The organism is Microcoleus sp. T3_D1 (assembly GCF_036700405.1).
Lineage (GTDB): Bacteria > Cyanobacteriota > Cyanobacteriia > Cyanobacteriales > Microcoleaceae > Microcoleus.
In genome coordinates this window covers 1-17483 of record NZ_JAUBOV010000034.1, presented here as the reverse complement: position 1 = coordinate 17483, position 17483 = coordinate 1, and the positions used below count along the sequence as shown (strand labels likewise).

Here is a 17483-nt window from a genome sequence, read left to right as displayed (position 1 = left end):
ACAAGTCGCAGCAGAAAATTCGATCGGGAGCCAACTGAATTGATCTTGCTTTTAATATTGAACGGGTGAACTGGTGAAATGCTGGCCATACTAAACAAAATCGGAGAAATTATTGCCCGCTGGTGGTCGGATTTTACCCTCCAGACCCGCCTGATGGCCGGTGCTACCCTCGTAGTGTCGTTAATTATGAGCGGCCTGACATTCTGGGCCGTGAATACTATCCAGCAAGACGCCCGACTTAACGATACTCGTTACGGCCGAGACCTCGGCCTGCTGTTGGCGGCAAATGTGGCGCCGCTGATTGCCAAAAACGATCGCTCCGAAGTCGCCCGCTTTTCCCGCCAATTTTACAGCAGCACCTCCAGCGTCCGCTATATGCTTTATGCCGACGAAGCGGGGGATATTTTCCTGGGGATACCCTTTTCGGAATCCGAGGTGGAGACTTCCCTGACGCTGCGCCGCCAGATCAAACTTCCCGATAATTTTCTCGCCGATATTGAGGCGAGAAATTTAACTTCTTTGCCTTTGGTGCGGCAGCATTTGACGCCAGATGGAGAAGTTACCGATGTATTTGTGCCGTTAATTCATGAAGACAAATATTTGGGAGTTTTGGCGATCGGCATTAACCCCAATCCCGCAGCAGTTATCTCTTCAAATCTGACTAGGGATGTCACTTTAGCAGTATTTGTCACAATTTGGGTGATGGTAATTTTGGGAGCTGTATTTAATGCCCTGACAATTACTCAGCCGATCAAACAATTAGTCTTCGGGGTCAAAAACATTGCCAGCGGGAATTTTAAGCAGCGAGTTGACCTGCCTTTAGGGGGAGAATTGGGCGAGTTGATCGGCAGTTTTAACGAGATGGCCCAGAAACTCGAAAGTTATGAAGAACAAAATATTGAAGAGCTGACAGCGGAAAAAGCTAAGTTAGAAACTTTGGTTTCAACGATTGCTGATGGCGCGCTTTTATTAGACGCAAATTTGCAGGTGATTTTAGTTAATCCGACGGGGATGCGGATTTTTGGATGGGAAGGCAAAAATGCGCTCGGAGTAAATGTTCTGAACATTTTGCCTTCGGAAGTGCAGCAGGAGTTGGGGAGACCGTTGCAGGAAATAGCTGCGGGCGATCGCGAAGGCGGCGAATTTCGCATCTCTATGAGCGAACCAGTTAACCGTACAATTAGGATTGTTTTAACTACAGTCATTCTGCACAAAGCGCCCGGTGCCGAACCGCTGTGCAGAAGCTGCATCCGCCATGAGGAAGATACCTGTACCGAGCCACAACGCCCGGTAGCTGTAGAGTGTACTTTCTACGAGCAAACCTCCAAGCATCAAGGTTCCGGAAATTACCGAGAAAGTCTCAAAGGCATTGCAATGACAGTGCAGGACATCACTAGGGAAGTAGAACTCAATGAGGCTAAAAGCAATTTTATCAGCAATGTTTCTCACGAATTGAGAACACCTTTATTTAATATCAAATCTTTTATCGAGACTCTTCACGAGTACGGAGAAGACCTTCTAGAAAGCGAGCGCAGGGAATTCTTAGAAATTGCCAATCGAGAAACCGATCGACTAACTCGTTTAGTTAACGACGTGTTAGACTTGTCGCGGCTGGAATCCTGCCGAGTTTATCACTTGGAAGCTGTGGACCTCCCGCAAGCTGTGGAACAAACCCTGCGGACTTATCAGTTAAATGCTAAGGATAAAGGCATTGAATTAGAGCAAGAAGTTGACCCGTATTTGCCGCCTGCGTTAGGTCATTACGATTTGCTACTGCAAGTATTTGCAAATTTAGTAGGAAATGCCTTAAAATTTACTCAGTCCGGCGGCAAGGTGGCAATTCGAGCGTATTTGCTAGAGTCGGAGGCGTCCACCCACAAAGACGGTCAATCCGTCAACCAAAACTTGTCACCGGATGCCAAACATTTTCCGGTAGTGCGGATCGAAATTTCGGATACGGGAATTGGGATAGATCCTGAAGACCAACAAGCAATCTTCGATCGCTTTTTCCGGGTAGAAAACCGAGTACACACTTTAGAAGGAACGGGATTAGGTCTTTCTATTGTCAGAAACATTATTGACAAGCACCACACTAAAATTAATTTAGTTAGCGAAGTTAATGTGGGTACGACTTTCTGGTTTGACTTGGCAGTTTATCAGCCGAAACAAACAGTAGAGATGGAAAATTCTTGGCCAGTGGAAGCAACGGTGGAAAGTGAAACAATTGCGAGTCATATTAAGTAAGCCCACTTAATTAAACGTAAAAGGCGATCGGTATTAAAGCCCCGACTTCTTTAAGAAGTCGGGGTTCTGCCTATTCTGTTTAAAGATTCTCCTAATAGGCCTGACCAAACGCTGACATCATCAGTGTGGATTATCCTTAGCTGTCCTATCTAAGCTCAATTTTACCGATAAAACTACATACCAAGACCAATAAGTACCAACCCCCAATAGTCCCCCCTCTGTCAAATTGGTCATTAGTATAAATGTTAATAAATACAAAGGCAAACCTGACTCTGGAAAACTTCCCTTAACTAGGTACTTTATACCTCTAAATATATTATTAAAAAATGACCCAATAAACAACAATAATCCGGCCCAACCCAGTTCGCAAAGTATATCAATAAAACCATTGTGAGAGTGGGGTGGCACAAAACCAGTTTTAGCTACTACAATTCCGTAAGCTGGATTTTCCGAGCCACGCCAAGACTGCCAAAATCCTTTCAGTCCATAACCAAATATGGGATTATTTTCATTAAGTCGATCAATAATTAAAGGCCAAAAATCGGTTCGCCCGGTTAAAGTCATATCTTTTCCCAAACCATCCACAATAATAGCCTCTAAATTATTTAACACCAAAATACTTATACCTATACTACCCACCAAAAATAAGATAAAGCAGACAAAAGCCCATTTTACAGGTAATTTTTTTAAGAGTGCTAAATAACTCCACAAACTGATTAATACCACTGTCAAAATCCGACTAGCACCACTACAACCTTTTTGCAATCCTACTAAAGCTATTAAAGTGATAAATAATGATAAATATCGATACTTACGATCCTTAAAAGCATATAAAATCCATAAAGAAGCTGTATTAGCCATTTGAAAAGAAAAAGGGTTTTTATGACCTAAAACTCCTGTCCAACAACCGTCCGGCGCTGCATTTGTTTTCACAATAGACCATAAAGCTAATAAACCACTTAGCCATCTCAATAATCCATAAATTTCTAACCAACTATACACTTTCCCTGCATAAATAGAAACCAGTGTTATTCCCCACATAGCAAAAATAGCCCGGAAAGTAAGTTCAGGAGTTTCTGACCACAAGCCCGATAAAGTCATAATCAACAAAAACCAACCTAAAAAAATGTCCCCTGCTATCCATTTAATGCACATAGAAACAGTTTTTTGCGTAGTTTTAGTTAAGCGGGGAAATATCATTAATATCATGGCCCCATAAATGGCAATTTGACCAATCATCGTTGGGGGCGTAGTTTCTAAGTTGTAGAAAACGTTAGGGTGGAGTTTGCTAAAGGGCATGGCCGCGATCCCCGAACCACCAGTCATGGTAAAAAAAAGTATCCCCACAAAAATCTTTTCTAATGTGAGACCCAATTTGGGATGGCGTGCGACTAAAATATAAATAGTCACCAAGACGATAAGCGCTAAACACAATAGCATCAACGCAAACATCGGCACCCTTAAAATATCTTTCATGGCTTTACCTCTATCATAAATTTGTTACTACCTATGAAATGGCTTACTCTCCGTGCTTTACAACTGCCACTGCTGGCGCTGGTACTCACACTCTCCTACCCTCAAACCAACCTCGCTCAGTCGCCTGCCCCCGCAACAAGTATTAATACTGACTACTATCTAGGTGGTGGAGACAATATTAGAATTGATATCTACGATCTGCCCCAGCTTAGTGGGGTGTATCAAATTCCCGCTGGGGGAGCTATTCAAATCCCGGTTATTGGTAGTGTTTCCCTTCAAGGATTAACTTTAGAACAGGCAGCCCAAGCTATCACTAGAGCTTATGGCCGGGTCGTAAAAAGACCTTTAGTTACCATTAGCTTACAAGCTGCCCGCCCGCTCAATATTTGGTTGTCGGGTGAAATAAGTCGTCCCGGCTCCTACTCATTGCCCCTAGCTAATGGAGGTGGAAATACACCATCAGTTCAGTTTCCCACGCTTCCTCAAGCTTTAGAAAAAGCTGGCGGTATTCGAGCTAGCGCTGATATCCGCCGAGTAATTGTCCGACGTCGTGTCAAGGCTAACCAACAAATAACTCTCACTTATAACCTGTGGGATTATTTACAAACGGGTCAAACAAGCCAAGACATCACGTTGCGAGATGGAGATCAAATCTTGGTTCCCCCTCAAGAAACAATTAATTTAGCAGAAACAAATCAAGTTAGTGAATCTACTTTTTCTATACCAGCAGAGCAACCCCGTAGTGTCTCAGTATTCGGAGAGGTAAAGCGTCCCGGTAGATATGTAGCGATCGGTGGTGATACCCAAAATGGTCAAAGAACCAGCGGACAACCGACCATCATTCGAGCTCTACAACTAGCTGGTGGCATCACATCAATCGCTGATATTCGGCAAATCCAACTCCAACGTTATACTAGAAGTGGCAAACAACAAATTAGAACTATTAACCTCTGGCAATATTTGCAAGAACAAGATACCTCTCAAGATACTATACTACAAGAAGGGGATATCATCTTTGTCCCGACAGCGACGGCGATCGACCCAGGAGAAGTTTCGGTTCTAGCTACTGCTAGCTTTGCTCCGGGGACTGTGCAAGTGAGTGTTATCGGAGAAGTCAATACTCCGGGTGGACTTAAATTACCTCCTAATACTACCTTAAATCAAGCAATTATGAGTGCGGGGGGTTTCCGACTAAGTCGCGCTAACTCTAGATCCGTGGAACTGATCAGGCTGAATCCTAATGGAACTATATCCCGCTCGGAAGTAGCAATTAATTTGAATCAAGGAATCGATGCTCAAACCAACCCACTTATTCAAGATAATGACATAATTATAGTGGGACGTTCGAGGACTGCTACCTTGGTAGACACCATTAACACTGTTCTCACACCCGCTAGTAATATTATTGGTGGAATTCTCGTTCCTACCCGACTGATAGAGCTACTTAGACTATTGGGAAATTAGGAATTAAATAACATACATTTTTGCTATGGATAAAAAACTGTTGTCTTCCCTCAAGAATGACCTTAATGGTCAATATTTGTCTGTTCCCTCCGCTAATTACCTAGCTAGTAGCCCAGCAGAGGATGACCAAGTTCTTGATATGAATTGGGTACTAGCTGTAGTCAAACGTCGCCTTCTGGTGATGGGCATAGTAGCTGCCAGCATAGCTACTTTAAGCGGGAGTTTCGTGCTCAAGGCTGCCAAAAACTCTATTACCGAGTATGAAGGAAAATTTACGGTTTTAGCAGAACCCATTACGGCTGACGATCGGCTATCCAAGCTCTTGGTTCAAGCTCAAAATAACAGTTTAGGTATCACAGACTTGAACAAAATTAAATCATCAGCGGAAGACGGTTCCTCGGTGGATTATCAAAGTTTAGCGCGGGTTTTAAAAAGCCCAGAAGTGTTACTACCATTAGTCAATAAATTGCAAACAAAATATCCAAAGTTTGACTATAAAAGTCTCAGTAGCCGCTTGACGATCCAACGTATTACTTTCTTGCGAGATGGGAAGCAGGGGGGTACTAAGCTCGTAGATATTAGCTACCGCGATCGAGATCCCAAGCGCATCCAATATGTGCTGGATGAAACTGCCAAATATTACCTAGAATATATGGACAAAGAGCGTTTAAAAGTTAGCAAACAAAGTATTGATTTTATTGATCGACAACTGCCACCACTCCAACAGAAAGTAGATAACTTGCAACAAGAATTACAAAGGTTAAGGGTTCAGTATAACTTTAACCAACCCGAACTACGCAGCCGCAGCCTATCAGATCAGCTAGATAATTTAACTAATCGTCGCCTAGAAGTACAAGTACAACTAGCAGAAAGTAGGCATCAATATGAAAGCTACAAAAAAAGATCGTTAACCGGGGATAATCGTTGGATTGTTGAGATTAACCCCAAGTCTTATGAAAATTTAATTAGCAAAGTAAATGAAATTGAGTCGCAATTAGCTTTAACCTCTACTCAATTTTATGAAAATAGCCTTCCCATTCAATCTTTGCGGGAAAAGCAGCAAAGTTTGCGCGCTTTAATGAAAAAAGAAGCTGAGTCTGTCATCTCTCAGATGAAATCCCAACTAGAACAGTTGGAAGCTCGCGAGCGAGTGATAACTAATAGTCAAAACTTACTGCAAGCAAAAATCACTCAAATGCCCCAAGCTCAGCGTCGCTATGATGACCTACAATTAAAACTAGAACTAGCTAAGGAGACTCTCAAACTCTTCCTCGAAAAACAAAAAACTTTACAACTAGATGCTGGTCAAATTGATGGCTCTTGGCAAATTATATCTAAACCACAGTTAGTCACAAACGAAAATGGTGAGCCCAACCCAGTAACACAAAAACCAACCCGTCGCCACCTAGCGATCGCGATCGTTATTAGCACTTTACTAGGCATTGCTATAGGTTTCCTAGTAGAAGTTTTAAATACGGTTTTCCATACTCCCGAAGAAATTAAATCAGCAACTAAACGGCCTCTTTTGGGAGTCATTCCGATCGCCAAAGCGATGAAAATTAAATCTCGTAGAGGTGAAAGTGTTCCACCTAAATTCACTAGCGTAAGTTTAAATACTAACAGTGCAAGCTTAAAACGAATAATAGTTTCAAATTACAAAGATTTTCCTGTGGTCGAGGCATTTCACTACTTATACACAAATATTCAATTATTAAATGCTGACAACCCAATAAGTTCTTTAACCATCACTTCGACTATTAAAGGTGAGGGTAAGTCCACTGTAGCACTTTATTTAGCTAAAACTGCTTCGGCTGTTGGTAAACGAGTATTATTAGTGGATGCTAATATGCGTTTGCCTCAACTGCACACATACCTTGGCTTATCAAATATGAGAGGTTTAAGTAATGTTTTAAGTTCGGATTTAAGCTTAAATGAGGCTATTCAGCGATTACCCGACGATGACAATCTTTTTGTCCTCACAGCAGGTACTATTCCCGCCGATCCAATTAAATTACTTTCTTCGAGAAAGATGCACTATTTAATGGAACAATTCCTAGCCTTATTTGATTTAGTCATTTACGATACGCCACCTTTGATTGGTTTAGCCGACGGTCATTTACTAGCTTCTCAAACTGATGGTACAGTGCTGATAGTGAAAATAGAAAAAACAGATCGCGGCATGGTAAGCAAAGCTTTAGATCAACTAAATGTAGCCGATTTTAAAGTATTGGGAGTAGTAGCTAATGGGGTCAAATAACGAATGCTAAAATGGGAGCATCTCAATGAAAGCAGCCAAGCTCGAAATTGGAATTAGGAGTCAGGAGTCAGGAGCCAGGAGAAAAGAGTCAGAAGGAAGAAGAAAGAAGTATTTTTGCAAATATGAGATGCTCCCGCTAAAATGGAGTTAGATAGGGAAAGGAAGAAGTAAGACAATTTGAGATTTTTGATGGGCGAGAGGTATTAACTTACTAGATAAGCTGTTGTGCATCTAAATCGTGTTTTTTGTGCGGGCTTTCTGGCCCAACCCCTACTCCCCATAAGAACTTTATCAAATTTTAGTTCACAGTTTAAATGTGCAACAGCTTAGGGGTTTGGAGTTAGCCTATACTGGGATTCTTTTGGGAAACTGGTATAAGAAGTCGATGTAGAATGCAAAATAAGTAAATCAAGTTAATTAAACGTAAAACGATCGCACTTTTACCACCCCCACTTCTTAAAGAAGTCGGGGTGGTAATTAGATCAAGACTTAAGAAAGAGTCTTTCTAGCACGTTCCGATCGCTCTTCTGCCGTCTCCATAACATCCGCCATCTTATCCACCATTTCCCCTGGGTAATTTTCCAGTACCCGAGTAGAAAGCGAAATCCGGCCGCGACTTTCATCGAGGTCAAGCACGATCGCTTTCAGGGGTTGACCGGGAGCAAACACCTTTCCAAGGTTATCAATATATTTTTGGCTAACTTGCTTGATGTGCAGCAAACCGCTAACTCCTTCCAAGTCCACAAACACCCCAAAAGGCTTGATGCTGCTGACTTTTCCTTCCACCAACTGACCAATTTGCAAATCCTTGAAGGCATTGGATTGAGTGGCCATCCGCTGGGAAAGTACGAGTTTTTCTCGTTCGCGATCGACCTCCAAAAAATTAACGCTCAAAGATTGACCGATCAGCGATTCTAGGTTATCGCGATCGACTAAGTGCGATCGGGGAATAAAGCCGCGCATTCCCTGAACATCTACAGTCACGCCGCCCTTATTTGCGCCAGAAACCCGCACCTGAAGAACTTTACCGGTTTCCTGCAATTCAACTAAATCTTCCCAAGCTTGCTGAATTTGTAACTGCCGCAGGGACAAGGTAACTTGGCCATCTGCATCTTGTTCGCGGATAATCAAAAAGTCCCGTTCCTCGTCCAGGGGAACCACTTCCGACAAATCCGTTACTGTTCTCAAAGCAGCCTCTTCGATCGGCAAAAAAGCCGAAGACTTGCCGCCGATATCAACATACGCGCCGTTTGAGTCGTACTCGAACACTTTGCCGCGCACTACTTGTCCCTTCTGGAACTCATAATTGTGCTGTTCGAGGGCTTTAGCAAAATCATCCATTGAAAAGGATGGTTTTGCGCTTTGAGAACCTGTAGATTTGGAATTCATGTCAGTTTAGTTGTCAGTTGTCAGTAATTTAGTTGTCAGTCGTCAGTAGAAAAAATTTTCCCACTCTCCCCATCTCCCTATCTCCCCATCTCCCACTCTCTAAGCTGGTTGAAGTTGCTGATGAAATAGCTGCTTCACCTGCATCCACGAGTCGGCTGCTGCCGTAGCGTCGTAACTGCCGCGGTGGTCGCAGAAGAAGCCGTGATCGGCATTGTAGCGGAAAATTTGGTGAGAAATACTGTGTTTTTGCAATTCGGCGGCGATTTGGTCAACTTGTTCTAAGGGAATGCTGGGGTCTTGAGTGCCAAAAAAGGCGTAGAGAGTGCCTTTAATGTCTGCTGTGCGGGCGATCGTGGGGGTGCCGCCGCCGGGGGTTTGGGTGGCGATACCGGCGCCGTAGAACGACGCTGTAGCCTTGATTTCGGGCAATGTAGCGGCGAGGTAGGCGACGTGTCCTCCAAAGCAGAAACCGATGCAGCCAAAACCTTGTTGTTTGACTGAGGGTAGAGTTTTGAGGTAATCGATGGTGGCTTGGATATCGCCGAGAAGTTCGGAAGCGGTGGTTTTTTCTTTGTATTCTCTGCCGATTTGGATGGCTTCGGGTGTGTAGCAGGTTTCAAAGCCGGGGGCTTGACGCTGGTAAATGGCTGGGGCGATCGCCACATATCCTTCTTTTGCTATTTTTTCAGTAACTTCGCGGATGTGCGAGTTGACGCCAAAGATTTCTTGAATCACGATAACTGCGGGAAATTGCCCTGGGGAGGCTGGCTGGGCTAGGTATGCAGCTATTTGCAAATCCCCGTTAGGAACTGTGATGTTTTTGGTGCTAATTTCGGCTTTTGTCATCAGAAAAATGGGTTTGAAACCCCGTCCTTTTAGGACGGCTTTACAGTTCGCCATGAGTTGTAAGCCAGAAACTTACAATCTGTGGGCTTTGCGTTTTGACACAGGCGTTTTCCTGTACCAAGACTGTGCAGGCTAATGCGAGATTTTTTAGAATCTTCGCCACCTACGTAACACTTTCCATACTTAGGATGCTTGACAATCCCCCCGCGCTTCAATCCTTGCGACATGGAGCCACCGTAAGGACGGCGATATCCGTTTTTCCCAGGGTTAAAAACGTGCAATTGCCTGCGATAAATGCGGATGGGCTTACATTCCATCACCACCATATTTTTTGGTGATCTATCGCCACCTACCAACAGGTAAGCTAGCACCCAAGAATCGACACAATGGGCATCAAAAACATTGGATAACTTGACCTTAGATTTTTGGAGACCTAATTTTTGACGAGTTAAGTAGGTGTCGGTATAGCCATCAAATTGGGTGACAGGTGCAATTCTTTCCAACTCGGAATAACACCATTTTTTGCCAACTTCTAAGGGCGAAAATGACTTATTCCATTTGCGACAACCTTTTTTGGTCAATGCTTTTACATCCTCAATTCCAATGTCTGAGATAGGAAAGATGGTATCAAAAACTTTGACTACTCGGATTTTGAATTGCCAACGCGCCTTAGTGCTTGGAGGAATCCCGCCACGCTTACGGTTTTTACGAGGTTGGCGACAAGGTGTTTTTCGATTGCGCCTTGCACGTCTGGCGTTTGTACTTGTCTCCTCAGCCTCTTTGACCCAATCAACAGCATGAAACTGCTGATTTAAGTAGGTATGAGCTTTTGATTTGACTGTGTACCCCTCACGTTTAGAACCCGGATCGATTCCGACTGCTACGGGTTGGGTCTGACGATTTGAAGGTTCAACGTTTAAGCGAACACAAAATATCCCTTTACGGAAAAATGGTGTTGCTTTTCCAGATTTAATCCAACGCTCTGCCCTTGCGGGTGTTGTTGGCATTAAAGGACGTTGCTCAAAGTCCACTACAGGAACGTATTGCATGGTTTTTGTTTGGCGATAAGCCTAACTGTTTAATTTCCTTCGACTTTGACTAACGGAGTGGTTACGGGTTAGGAATAGCGCCTGTAACGTCCAATGAAAGTGCCACCTTCAGTTAGTTCAAATTGGTTTCTCAACCGTTGTCTAGTCCTACTTGCGCTTGTTTTCTACCTATGGCTTGGTTTCCTTACAAGCCCCATCCCTTTAGGGTGGGGTTAGTGACAGGGAGTTTTAAGGTAAATGCCACTCTACTAATTTTAAGTTAATTTGGGGATTTTGTATGAAATTTGCCAATAATATTTTTCGGAACGGCGAAGCGCAAATACCGCAAATATGGCAGGTAAAAATTCGCTATTTATTGAAGGTTTAGGTTTCGCTAAATAAGTTGGGTCAAATCACTCCTAGCAATTAATTGGGGATTCAATTCCGGTAAAATATAAGTTGTGGTCTGGGATTTTCTAAAGCATAGATTTTGATAACTCTACGAGTGGGCAGCTTTTATCTGGCTTTTTCGTGAGATTTTAGAGATAAGTGTCTAAGCCGTTAGCTGTTGAATATGAGCTAATTTTTTTTGATATATCGGAGTTGTTTTTTAATCGCTTTGCTTTCTGGTTGGCGGAATCGTTTTAGGAGATTGATTCCGGCTAGGACTCAAGTCTAAGTTACGATCGCCATGCCGAACAAAGTCATCCAACCAGTTGAGGAGATTGATTCCGGCTAGGACTCAAGTCTAAGTTACGATCGCCATGCCGAACAAAGTCATCCAACCAGTTGAGGAGATTGATTCCGGCTAGGACTCAAGTCTAAGTTACGATCGCCACGCCGAACAAAGTCATGCAACCAGTTGAGGAGATTGATTCCGGCTAGGACTCAAGTCTAAGTTACGATCGCCACGCCGAACAAAGTTATCCAACCCAAGGAAGACAGTATTTGGTTTTTTCCGCTGTGGGCTTGCTGTCAGGGTAAGATCGAAGGTATTGGTGGGGTAGAGCCAGTCGATCGCACAATATTTTTTGCCTAGTTTCCGTGAACCGGTAGGTGTTAAAATAGGGGTATCAAATTTTTAGGCTCAAACTCATGTGCAGCAAGAGTTTGATGCCCCTCCTCTGAAAAAACGATTCACGGAAAGTCTGAAAGCTTTACAGGATAAGGTTTTGGAGTGAATATGAAATTTTTGGTATTGACAACCCGAAGGCTGGAATGGTACTTTTGTTTTAGATTCACGGAACTGCACCTTGAAAACCAAATACACCCTGGCTTCTGGAACGGGCGGCCGGATAAAACCTAAAACCCTATCAGGGATTGAAACATTTCTACCAAAGTCTCGAAGACGCTGCCCGTGTGCCGGATAAAACCTAAAACCCTATCAGGGATTGAAACATGGGTTCAACTTCATAATCAGCCATGTTGTGGTGCCGGATAAAACCTAAAACCCTATCAGGGATTGAAACATTATTTGATGGTGTGTGTTGGGGGCGTTTTGCCCCCAACGCCGGATAAAACCTAAAACCCTATCAGGGATTGAAACTTAATATTTTTATTTTTAAAATACCAGTTCGACGAAACATCTAGCCGGATAAAACCTAAAACCCTATCAGGGATTGAAACCTTACAAGCCTGCCAGATTGAGCCGTCCGGGGCTTCGCCGGATAAAACCTAAAACCCTATCAGGGATTGAAACTAAATGCCACAAGGCATATCCAGGCTCTCACCAACAAGCCGGATAAAACCTAAAACCCTATCAGGGATTGAAACTAAACGCTAGTTGCCATCGGTTTATGTTTGTAGGCCGGATAAAACCTAAAACCCTATCAGGGATTGAAACGGAGAGCCAATGATTACGACTGTTGTTGCTAAAGGCCGGATAAAACCTAAAACCCTATCAGGGATTGAAACAAATCGCCAGTCGGTGCGGGTGCGGGGCTGGGAGATGGTGAGCCGGATAAAACCTAAAACCCTATCAGGGATTGAAACGCTAAAACTTCCGGTTTGATAAGAAGCTACAAGCAGCGCCGGATAAAACCTAAAACCCTATCAGGGATTGAAACACCATCTGGACACCCCGCGCCGCCCTTCGACTGGGAAGCCGGATAAAACCTAAAACCCTATCAGGGATTGAAACTTACTATTCAGGTGTAATTTATCCACAATCAAAGCCGGATAAAACCTAAAACCCTATCAGGGATTGAAACTAGCCGTGGTTGCTGTAACTTTAGCCGCCACTTTCTGTAGAGCCGGATAAAACCTAAAACCCTATCAGGGATTGAAACTTAGAGGATCTGCATTGCAAAGTTGGCCTATTTTCGCCGGATAAAACCTAAAACCCTATCAGGGATTGAAACACTCCTTCCCCACGGGCGATCGGCTACAGCAAAAGCCGGATAAAACCTAAAACCCTATCAGGGATTGAAACAAAGGCTCAGACTTTGATTGTGTATTTGTCTATTTCGGGCCGGATAAAACCTAAAACCCTATCAGGGATTGAAACCCGGTGGTCGTCGGCTCCAAGCCTTTTTCCATCAACTGAGAGCCGGATAAAACCTAAAACCCTATCAGGGATTGAAACCCATTAGAGTTGGAGCATCTTTTTCTAAATTACTTGGCCGGATAAAACCTAAAACCCTATCAGGGATTGAAACACTCCAACCGCATTGCTTCCAAGGGTGAATCATTGCCGGATAAAACCTAAAACCCTATCAGGGATTGAAACTATAACGAGCGCGGTCTTTAGCTTGCTGACAACTGCCGGATAAAACCTAAAACCCTATCAGGGATTGAAACGCAACTGTGTCAAGTCAACATAAAAACGAAGTCGCAAGCCGGATAAAACCTAAAACCCTATCAGGGATTGAAACGAAGTCATCGCACCCGCCGCAGCACCCGCACCCACAACACTGCCGGATAAAACCTAAAACCCTATCAGGGATTGAAACGAACTTGCCAGATCGCACGGCATCGTAACTCTGACATGCCGGATAAAACCTAAAACCCTATCAGGGATTGAAACGAACATAGCCCCAACTTCTATTACACTTACGAACCGCGCCGGATAAAACCTAAAACCCTATCAGGGATTGAAACATTCTGGATACCGAGACGACGGGCCTGTACGATGCCGAGCCGGATAAAACCTAAAACCCTATCAGGGATTGAAACAAAATGGACAGCTTGGCCGCCTTCTTTGAGATGGATTTGGTGCCGGATAAAACCTAAAACCCTATCAGGGATTGAAACATCCTTGGCCTTCAGTGGCGAGACGGAATTAAAGTTTTGCCGGATAAAACCTAAAACCCTATCAGGGATTGAAACGTTGTCTTGTGGTGCTGGAATTTCGCCCACCAGTTGCAAGCCGGATAAAACCTAAAACCCTATCAGGGATTGAAACAAGGCGTGGCGTTTGGTTAGGAAATAATGCTTTTAGCCGGATAAAACCTAAAACCCTATCAGGGATTGAAACTCCTTTAAAATTCAGCATTAGCAATGGGCAGATTGCCGGATAAAACCTAAAACCCTATCAGGGATTGAAACAAAAATAATGGGGTTAAGGTGCTGCGGGTGCAGGCCGGATAAAACCTAAAACCCTATCAGGGATTGAAACGCACGTTTAACCCCCGCATCTTCAAGGTATCCCGCGCCGGATAAAACCTAAAACCCTATCAGGGATTGAAACGAAAAAGTTGGTTGCTCAGATGAACGTGCAGCGGGCCGGATAAAACCTAAAACCCTATCAGGGATTGAAACGGGGAGACGGATTGACAGGGTTTGCTGTCCCTCTGGCCGGATAAAACCTAAAACCCTATCAGGGATTGAAACGTTAATTAACTATAGTTCGTTTACGAACAACTGGCCGGATAAAACCTAAAACCCTATCAGGGATTGAAACAAGCGGCATCGGGCTCGGTTGGTTTCAGATTGTTTGGCCGGATAAAACCTAAAACCCTATCAGGGATTGAAACAACTCTTCTTCCTCTCTTTCTCTTCTCTTGAAAAGCCGGATAAAACCTAAAACCCTATCAGGGATTGAAACTGAGCTTGCGGTTTAGTTCGTGGCGCTGTGCTAAGCCGGATAAAACCTAAAACCCTATCAGGGATTGAAACTACAAGGAATAGGTTTACTTAACGGGTCTTCCCAGAGCCGGATAAAACCTAAAACCCTATCAGGGATTGAAACACTAACTTCTGCAAAGCTTCTGCCTGTTGCACTTGCCGGATAAAACCTAAAACCCTATCAGGGATTGAAACCCAGGGAACCCCAGAGGAGAAAACCAACTTAAGGCCGGATAAAACCTAAAACCCTATCAGGGATTGAAACAGCTTTCTACACGGTTCGCCATGTGGCTGAGCGATGAGCCGGATAAAACCTAAAACCCTATCAGGGATTGAAACTACGATTACAGGCTGAAGAAACTAACCAATACAGAATGCCGGATAAAACCTAAAACCCTATCAGGGATTGAAACTTTGCTAGTCGCTTTTTCATCTCGTACAGCGCGGCGAGCCGGAATCGCCGGATAAAACCTAAAACCCTATCAGGGATTGAAACAGCAGAAGCTACTATCAACCGCCGACTTGCAGCTATGCCGGATAAAACCTAAAACCCTATCAGGGATTGAAACCAAAACAAGGTAAAAGAATGCACAAGTCAATCAAAGCAATCGCAGCGTCAATATTAAGTTTTACTGTCGCAACAGCGGTTTACGCTCAAAGACCGCCGGAGCAATGGGTTCAAGTAGTTACGACCGAAGACGGCAATCGGATTTATCTTGATCTGTCTTCCCAAGTACGACTGTTTGACTCTGGGGTCAAGAAAAGCACTTTCCGCACCGTGACTACTTCCCCTGAAGGAAGGTCATTGAGGGGAATGCGCTATCAAGCTGATTGCTTCCAGAGAACTTTAGCATTGCAGGCGGTGGAAATAGTAAACGCTCAAGGTTCATTTGTTCGGCGGGTTCCCCTAGAGAGCGCAGACAAAGCGCCTACTGTGCCGACAAAAGATACGGTTGCAGAAGCAATCTTGCAATATGCTTGCTCTCAGTTCTAGGGAATCCGATCGCAAGCAACGTCACAAATTAAAACGCCCCTGCGATGCAGCAAACTTGCCGGAAAATACCTATTTCCCCATCTAGGGCTTGAAACGCCCAAACTACAAAATTATTGGCTCAAAAATAGACCTCTCCTCTCTCTTTTTATCTCCTCCCATAACCTCAAGCAATCGATCGACTACACGCCTCCAAGTAAAATTTTCAGCCACAAAAGCCGGGCCCGCAACCCTCGCTTTCGCAGCCAATCCAGGCTGTTCGATCGCCCTTTGCATCAAATCAGTCAAATGTTCCCACTTAGGAGCTAAGATAAATAAGGTTTCCCCCTCACTCTCCACAGCCGTAAATTTACTCTCAATCCGCTGTGCAAAGTTCGATCGCGTAAAATCATCCGTAGGGCCGCCCGCCGTGCAAATAACCGGCAAACCGCAAGCTGCAGCTTCTAACACCGGCAGATTAAAACCTTCTGCCAAATAGGGAGAAACATAAACATCTGCTGCTTGGTAAAACTCAGCTATTTGAGCAAAAGATAGCTGGCTACCAGTATAAATTAATCTTGGTAAAACCCTCGCTCTTTCGGCATCGTTGAGCACAACTCGGCAGGCTTGGGCAATCTCGTCTCTCGACGGATAAAGCAGTTCCGAACCTTTTAAAACTAATCTCGCATCTGGATATTTGTCAACTACCGCAGCGAAGGCTTTTAATAAAGGGCGAATACCTTTGCGATCCGTTTGTCCTCCGATGTTTAAAAATATAAAATAGTTTGACCAGCCCAAGCTTTGGCGCAGTGATTGACGCCGATCGCCCGTAGCAGGATAATAAATATTAGGATCGACCCCCAAAGGTACAACGGCAATGCGATCGGCCTCAACTCCGCTGCGAATTAAGCCGGCTTTTGACCAAGCTGAAGGTGTAATAATTTTCGTTTCTGAATTAACCGGGGTTTGGGCGATCGACTTAACACCCATCGCCTGTAATACTGAACGGGTAATAATCCCCCATTCTGTGGCTGCAAATACCCAAGTTTGAGCGCTGCTGGATGCCGAGAAGTTCCACGGGCAGTACATTCGCAGGGTAACATCCGCTGACTGATTTACCCCAGGGCTCTTAATGCTGCGAAGTAATGTTTCATTTGGGCGATCGAACAAACTAATTTTCGTCTCCCAAGCTGCGTCAATGTAGGGCATATCGCGGTGGAAAAGCTCAATTTTTCCTCGCGGGCGATTCCCTACGGGATAGCTGCGCCGCGCGTGCATTTCCAGCAGTTGAAATTGATTGGCTACGCAATAGGAATGATAAATAAAACGCCAGCCTTCAACAATAATCTGCAATTCAAAACTCCCGCTTTTGGAATTAAAAATTCACCTAATAATCAGAAACTGGTAATTAGTAATTAGCCAGCAAAAATTACCAATTACCAATTACCAATTACCAGAAAGAATAGGTTTACAGCCAGAACCCCGATCGGGAGAAATTAAAAGAAGACTGTTCATTAAGCTGTTGGGCATCTAAATTGTATTTTTTGGGCGGGCGAGACGCCCAACCCCTACTCCCCACAAGACTTTTCTTAAATTTGACTCTACAATTTAAATGCACTTCAGCTTACTCCAATCCTCTTCTTTCCAGGTAGATGTCGGTATCCCAGGTCAACTGTCAACTGTCAACTGTCAACTGTCAACTGTCAACTGTCAACTGTCAACTGTCAACTGTCAACTGTCAACT

Annotated in this window: 9 protein-coding genes and 1 CRISPR repeat array; of the genes, 4 read left to right on the top strand and 5 right to left on the bottom strand. The window is 44.0% G+C overall.

The genetic code is table 11. The features are described from left to right. The first annotated feature begins 78 nt into the window (after positions 1-78). Complete coding sequence (locus QT992_RS16665) at positions 79-2244, top strand: ATP-binding protein (protein WP_333316622.1); 2166 nt, start codon at positions 79-81, stop codon at positions 2242-2244. A 120-nt stretch (positions 2245-2364) separates the two neighbouring features. On the opposite strand, the gene QT992_RS16660 is transcribed toward QT992_RS16665, so the two are convergent. Continuing rightward, entirely contained in the window at positions 2365-3720 is a 1356-nt protein-coding gene (locus tag QT992_RS16660; protein WP_333316620.1) for an O-antigen ligase family protein, read from the bottom strand. A gap of 33 nt (positions 3721-3753) precedes the next feature. Between QT992_RS16660 and QT992_RS16655 the strand changes: the two genes are divergently transcribed. After that, positions 3754-5184 (top strand): SLBB domain-containing protein, encoded by a 1431-nt coding sequence (locus QT992_RS16655; RefSeq protein WP_333316618.1) that lies wholly within the window; start codon positions 3754-3756, stop codon positions 5182-5184. Positions 5185-5209: 25 nt separating this feature from the next. Continuing rightward, positions 5210-7441 carry a polysaccharide biosynthesis tyrosine autokinase gene (locus QT992_RS16650; RefSeq protein ID WP_333316616.1) on the top strand — a complete coding sequence of 744 codons (2232 nt, stop codon included), beginning with the start codon at positions 5210-5212 and terminating at the stop codon, positions 7439-7441. A gap of 489 nt (positions 7442-7930) precedes the next feature. Here QT992_RS16650 and QT992_RS16645 read toward each other — a convergent pair whose 3' ends face one another. The 3 genes from QT992_RS16645 to QT992_RS16635 all read right to left on the bottom strand — a co-directional run bounded on the left by QT992_RS16645 (position 7931) and on the right by QT992_RS16635 (position 10725). Further along, on the bottom strand, positions 7931-8830 hold the full coding sequence (locus QT992_RS16645; RefSeq protein WP_333053701.1) for a S1 RNA-binding domain-containing protein: 900 nt from the start codon (positions 8828-8830) through the stop codon (positions 7931-7933). A gap of 99 nt (positions 8831-8929) precedes the next feature. After that, positions 8930-9676, bottom strand: a complete 747-nt coding sequence (locus QT992_RS16640) for a dienelactone hydrolase family protein (RefSeq protein WP_333316614.1) — start codon at positions 9674-9676, stop codon at positions 8930-8932. Positions 9677-9705: 29 nt separating this feature from the next. Then, entirely contained in the window at positions 9706-10725 is a 1020-nt protein-coding gene (locus QT992_RS16635; protein WP_333316611.1) for an RRXRR domain-containing protein, read from the bottom strand. Between the two features lie 1269 nt (positions 10726-11994). Next, a CRISPR array of direct repeats spans positions 11995-15338; the repeat unit is 37 nt; unit sequence GCCGGATAAAACCTAAAACCCTATCAGGGATTGAAAC. 17 nt (positions 15339-15355) lie between these two features. Here QT992_RS16635 and QT992_RS16630 point away from each other — a divergent pair. Then, complete coding sequence (locus QT992_RS16630) at positions 15356-15763, top strand: hypothetical protein (RefSeq protein WP_333316609.1); 408 nt, start codon at positions 15356-15358, stop codon at positions 15761-15763. 102 nt (positions 15764-15865) lie between these two features. Here QT992_RS16630 and QT992_RS16625 read toward each other — a convergent pair whose 3' ends face one another. Then, positions 15866-17092: a glycosyltransferase family 4 protein gene (locus QT992_RS16625; RefSeq protein ID WP_333316607.1), complete on the bottom strand. Its 1227-nt coding sequence runs from the start codon at positions 17090-17092 to the stop codon at positions 15866-15868. Positions 17093-17483 lie beyond the last annotated feature (391 nt).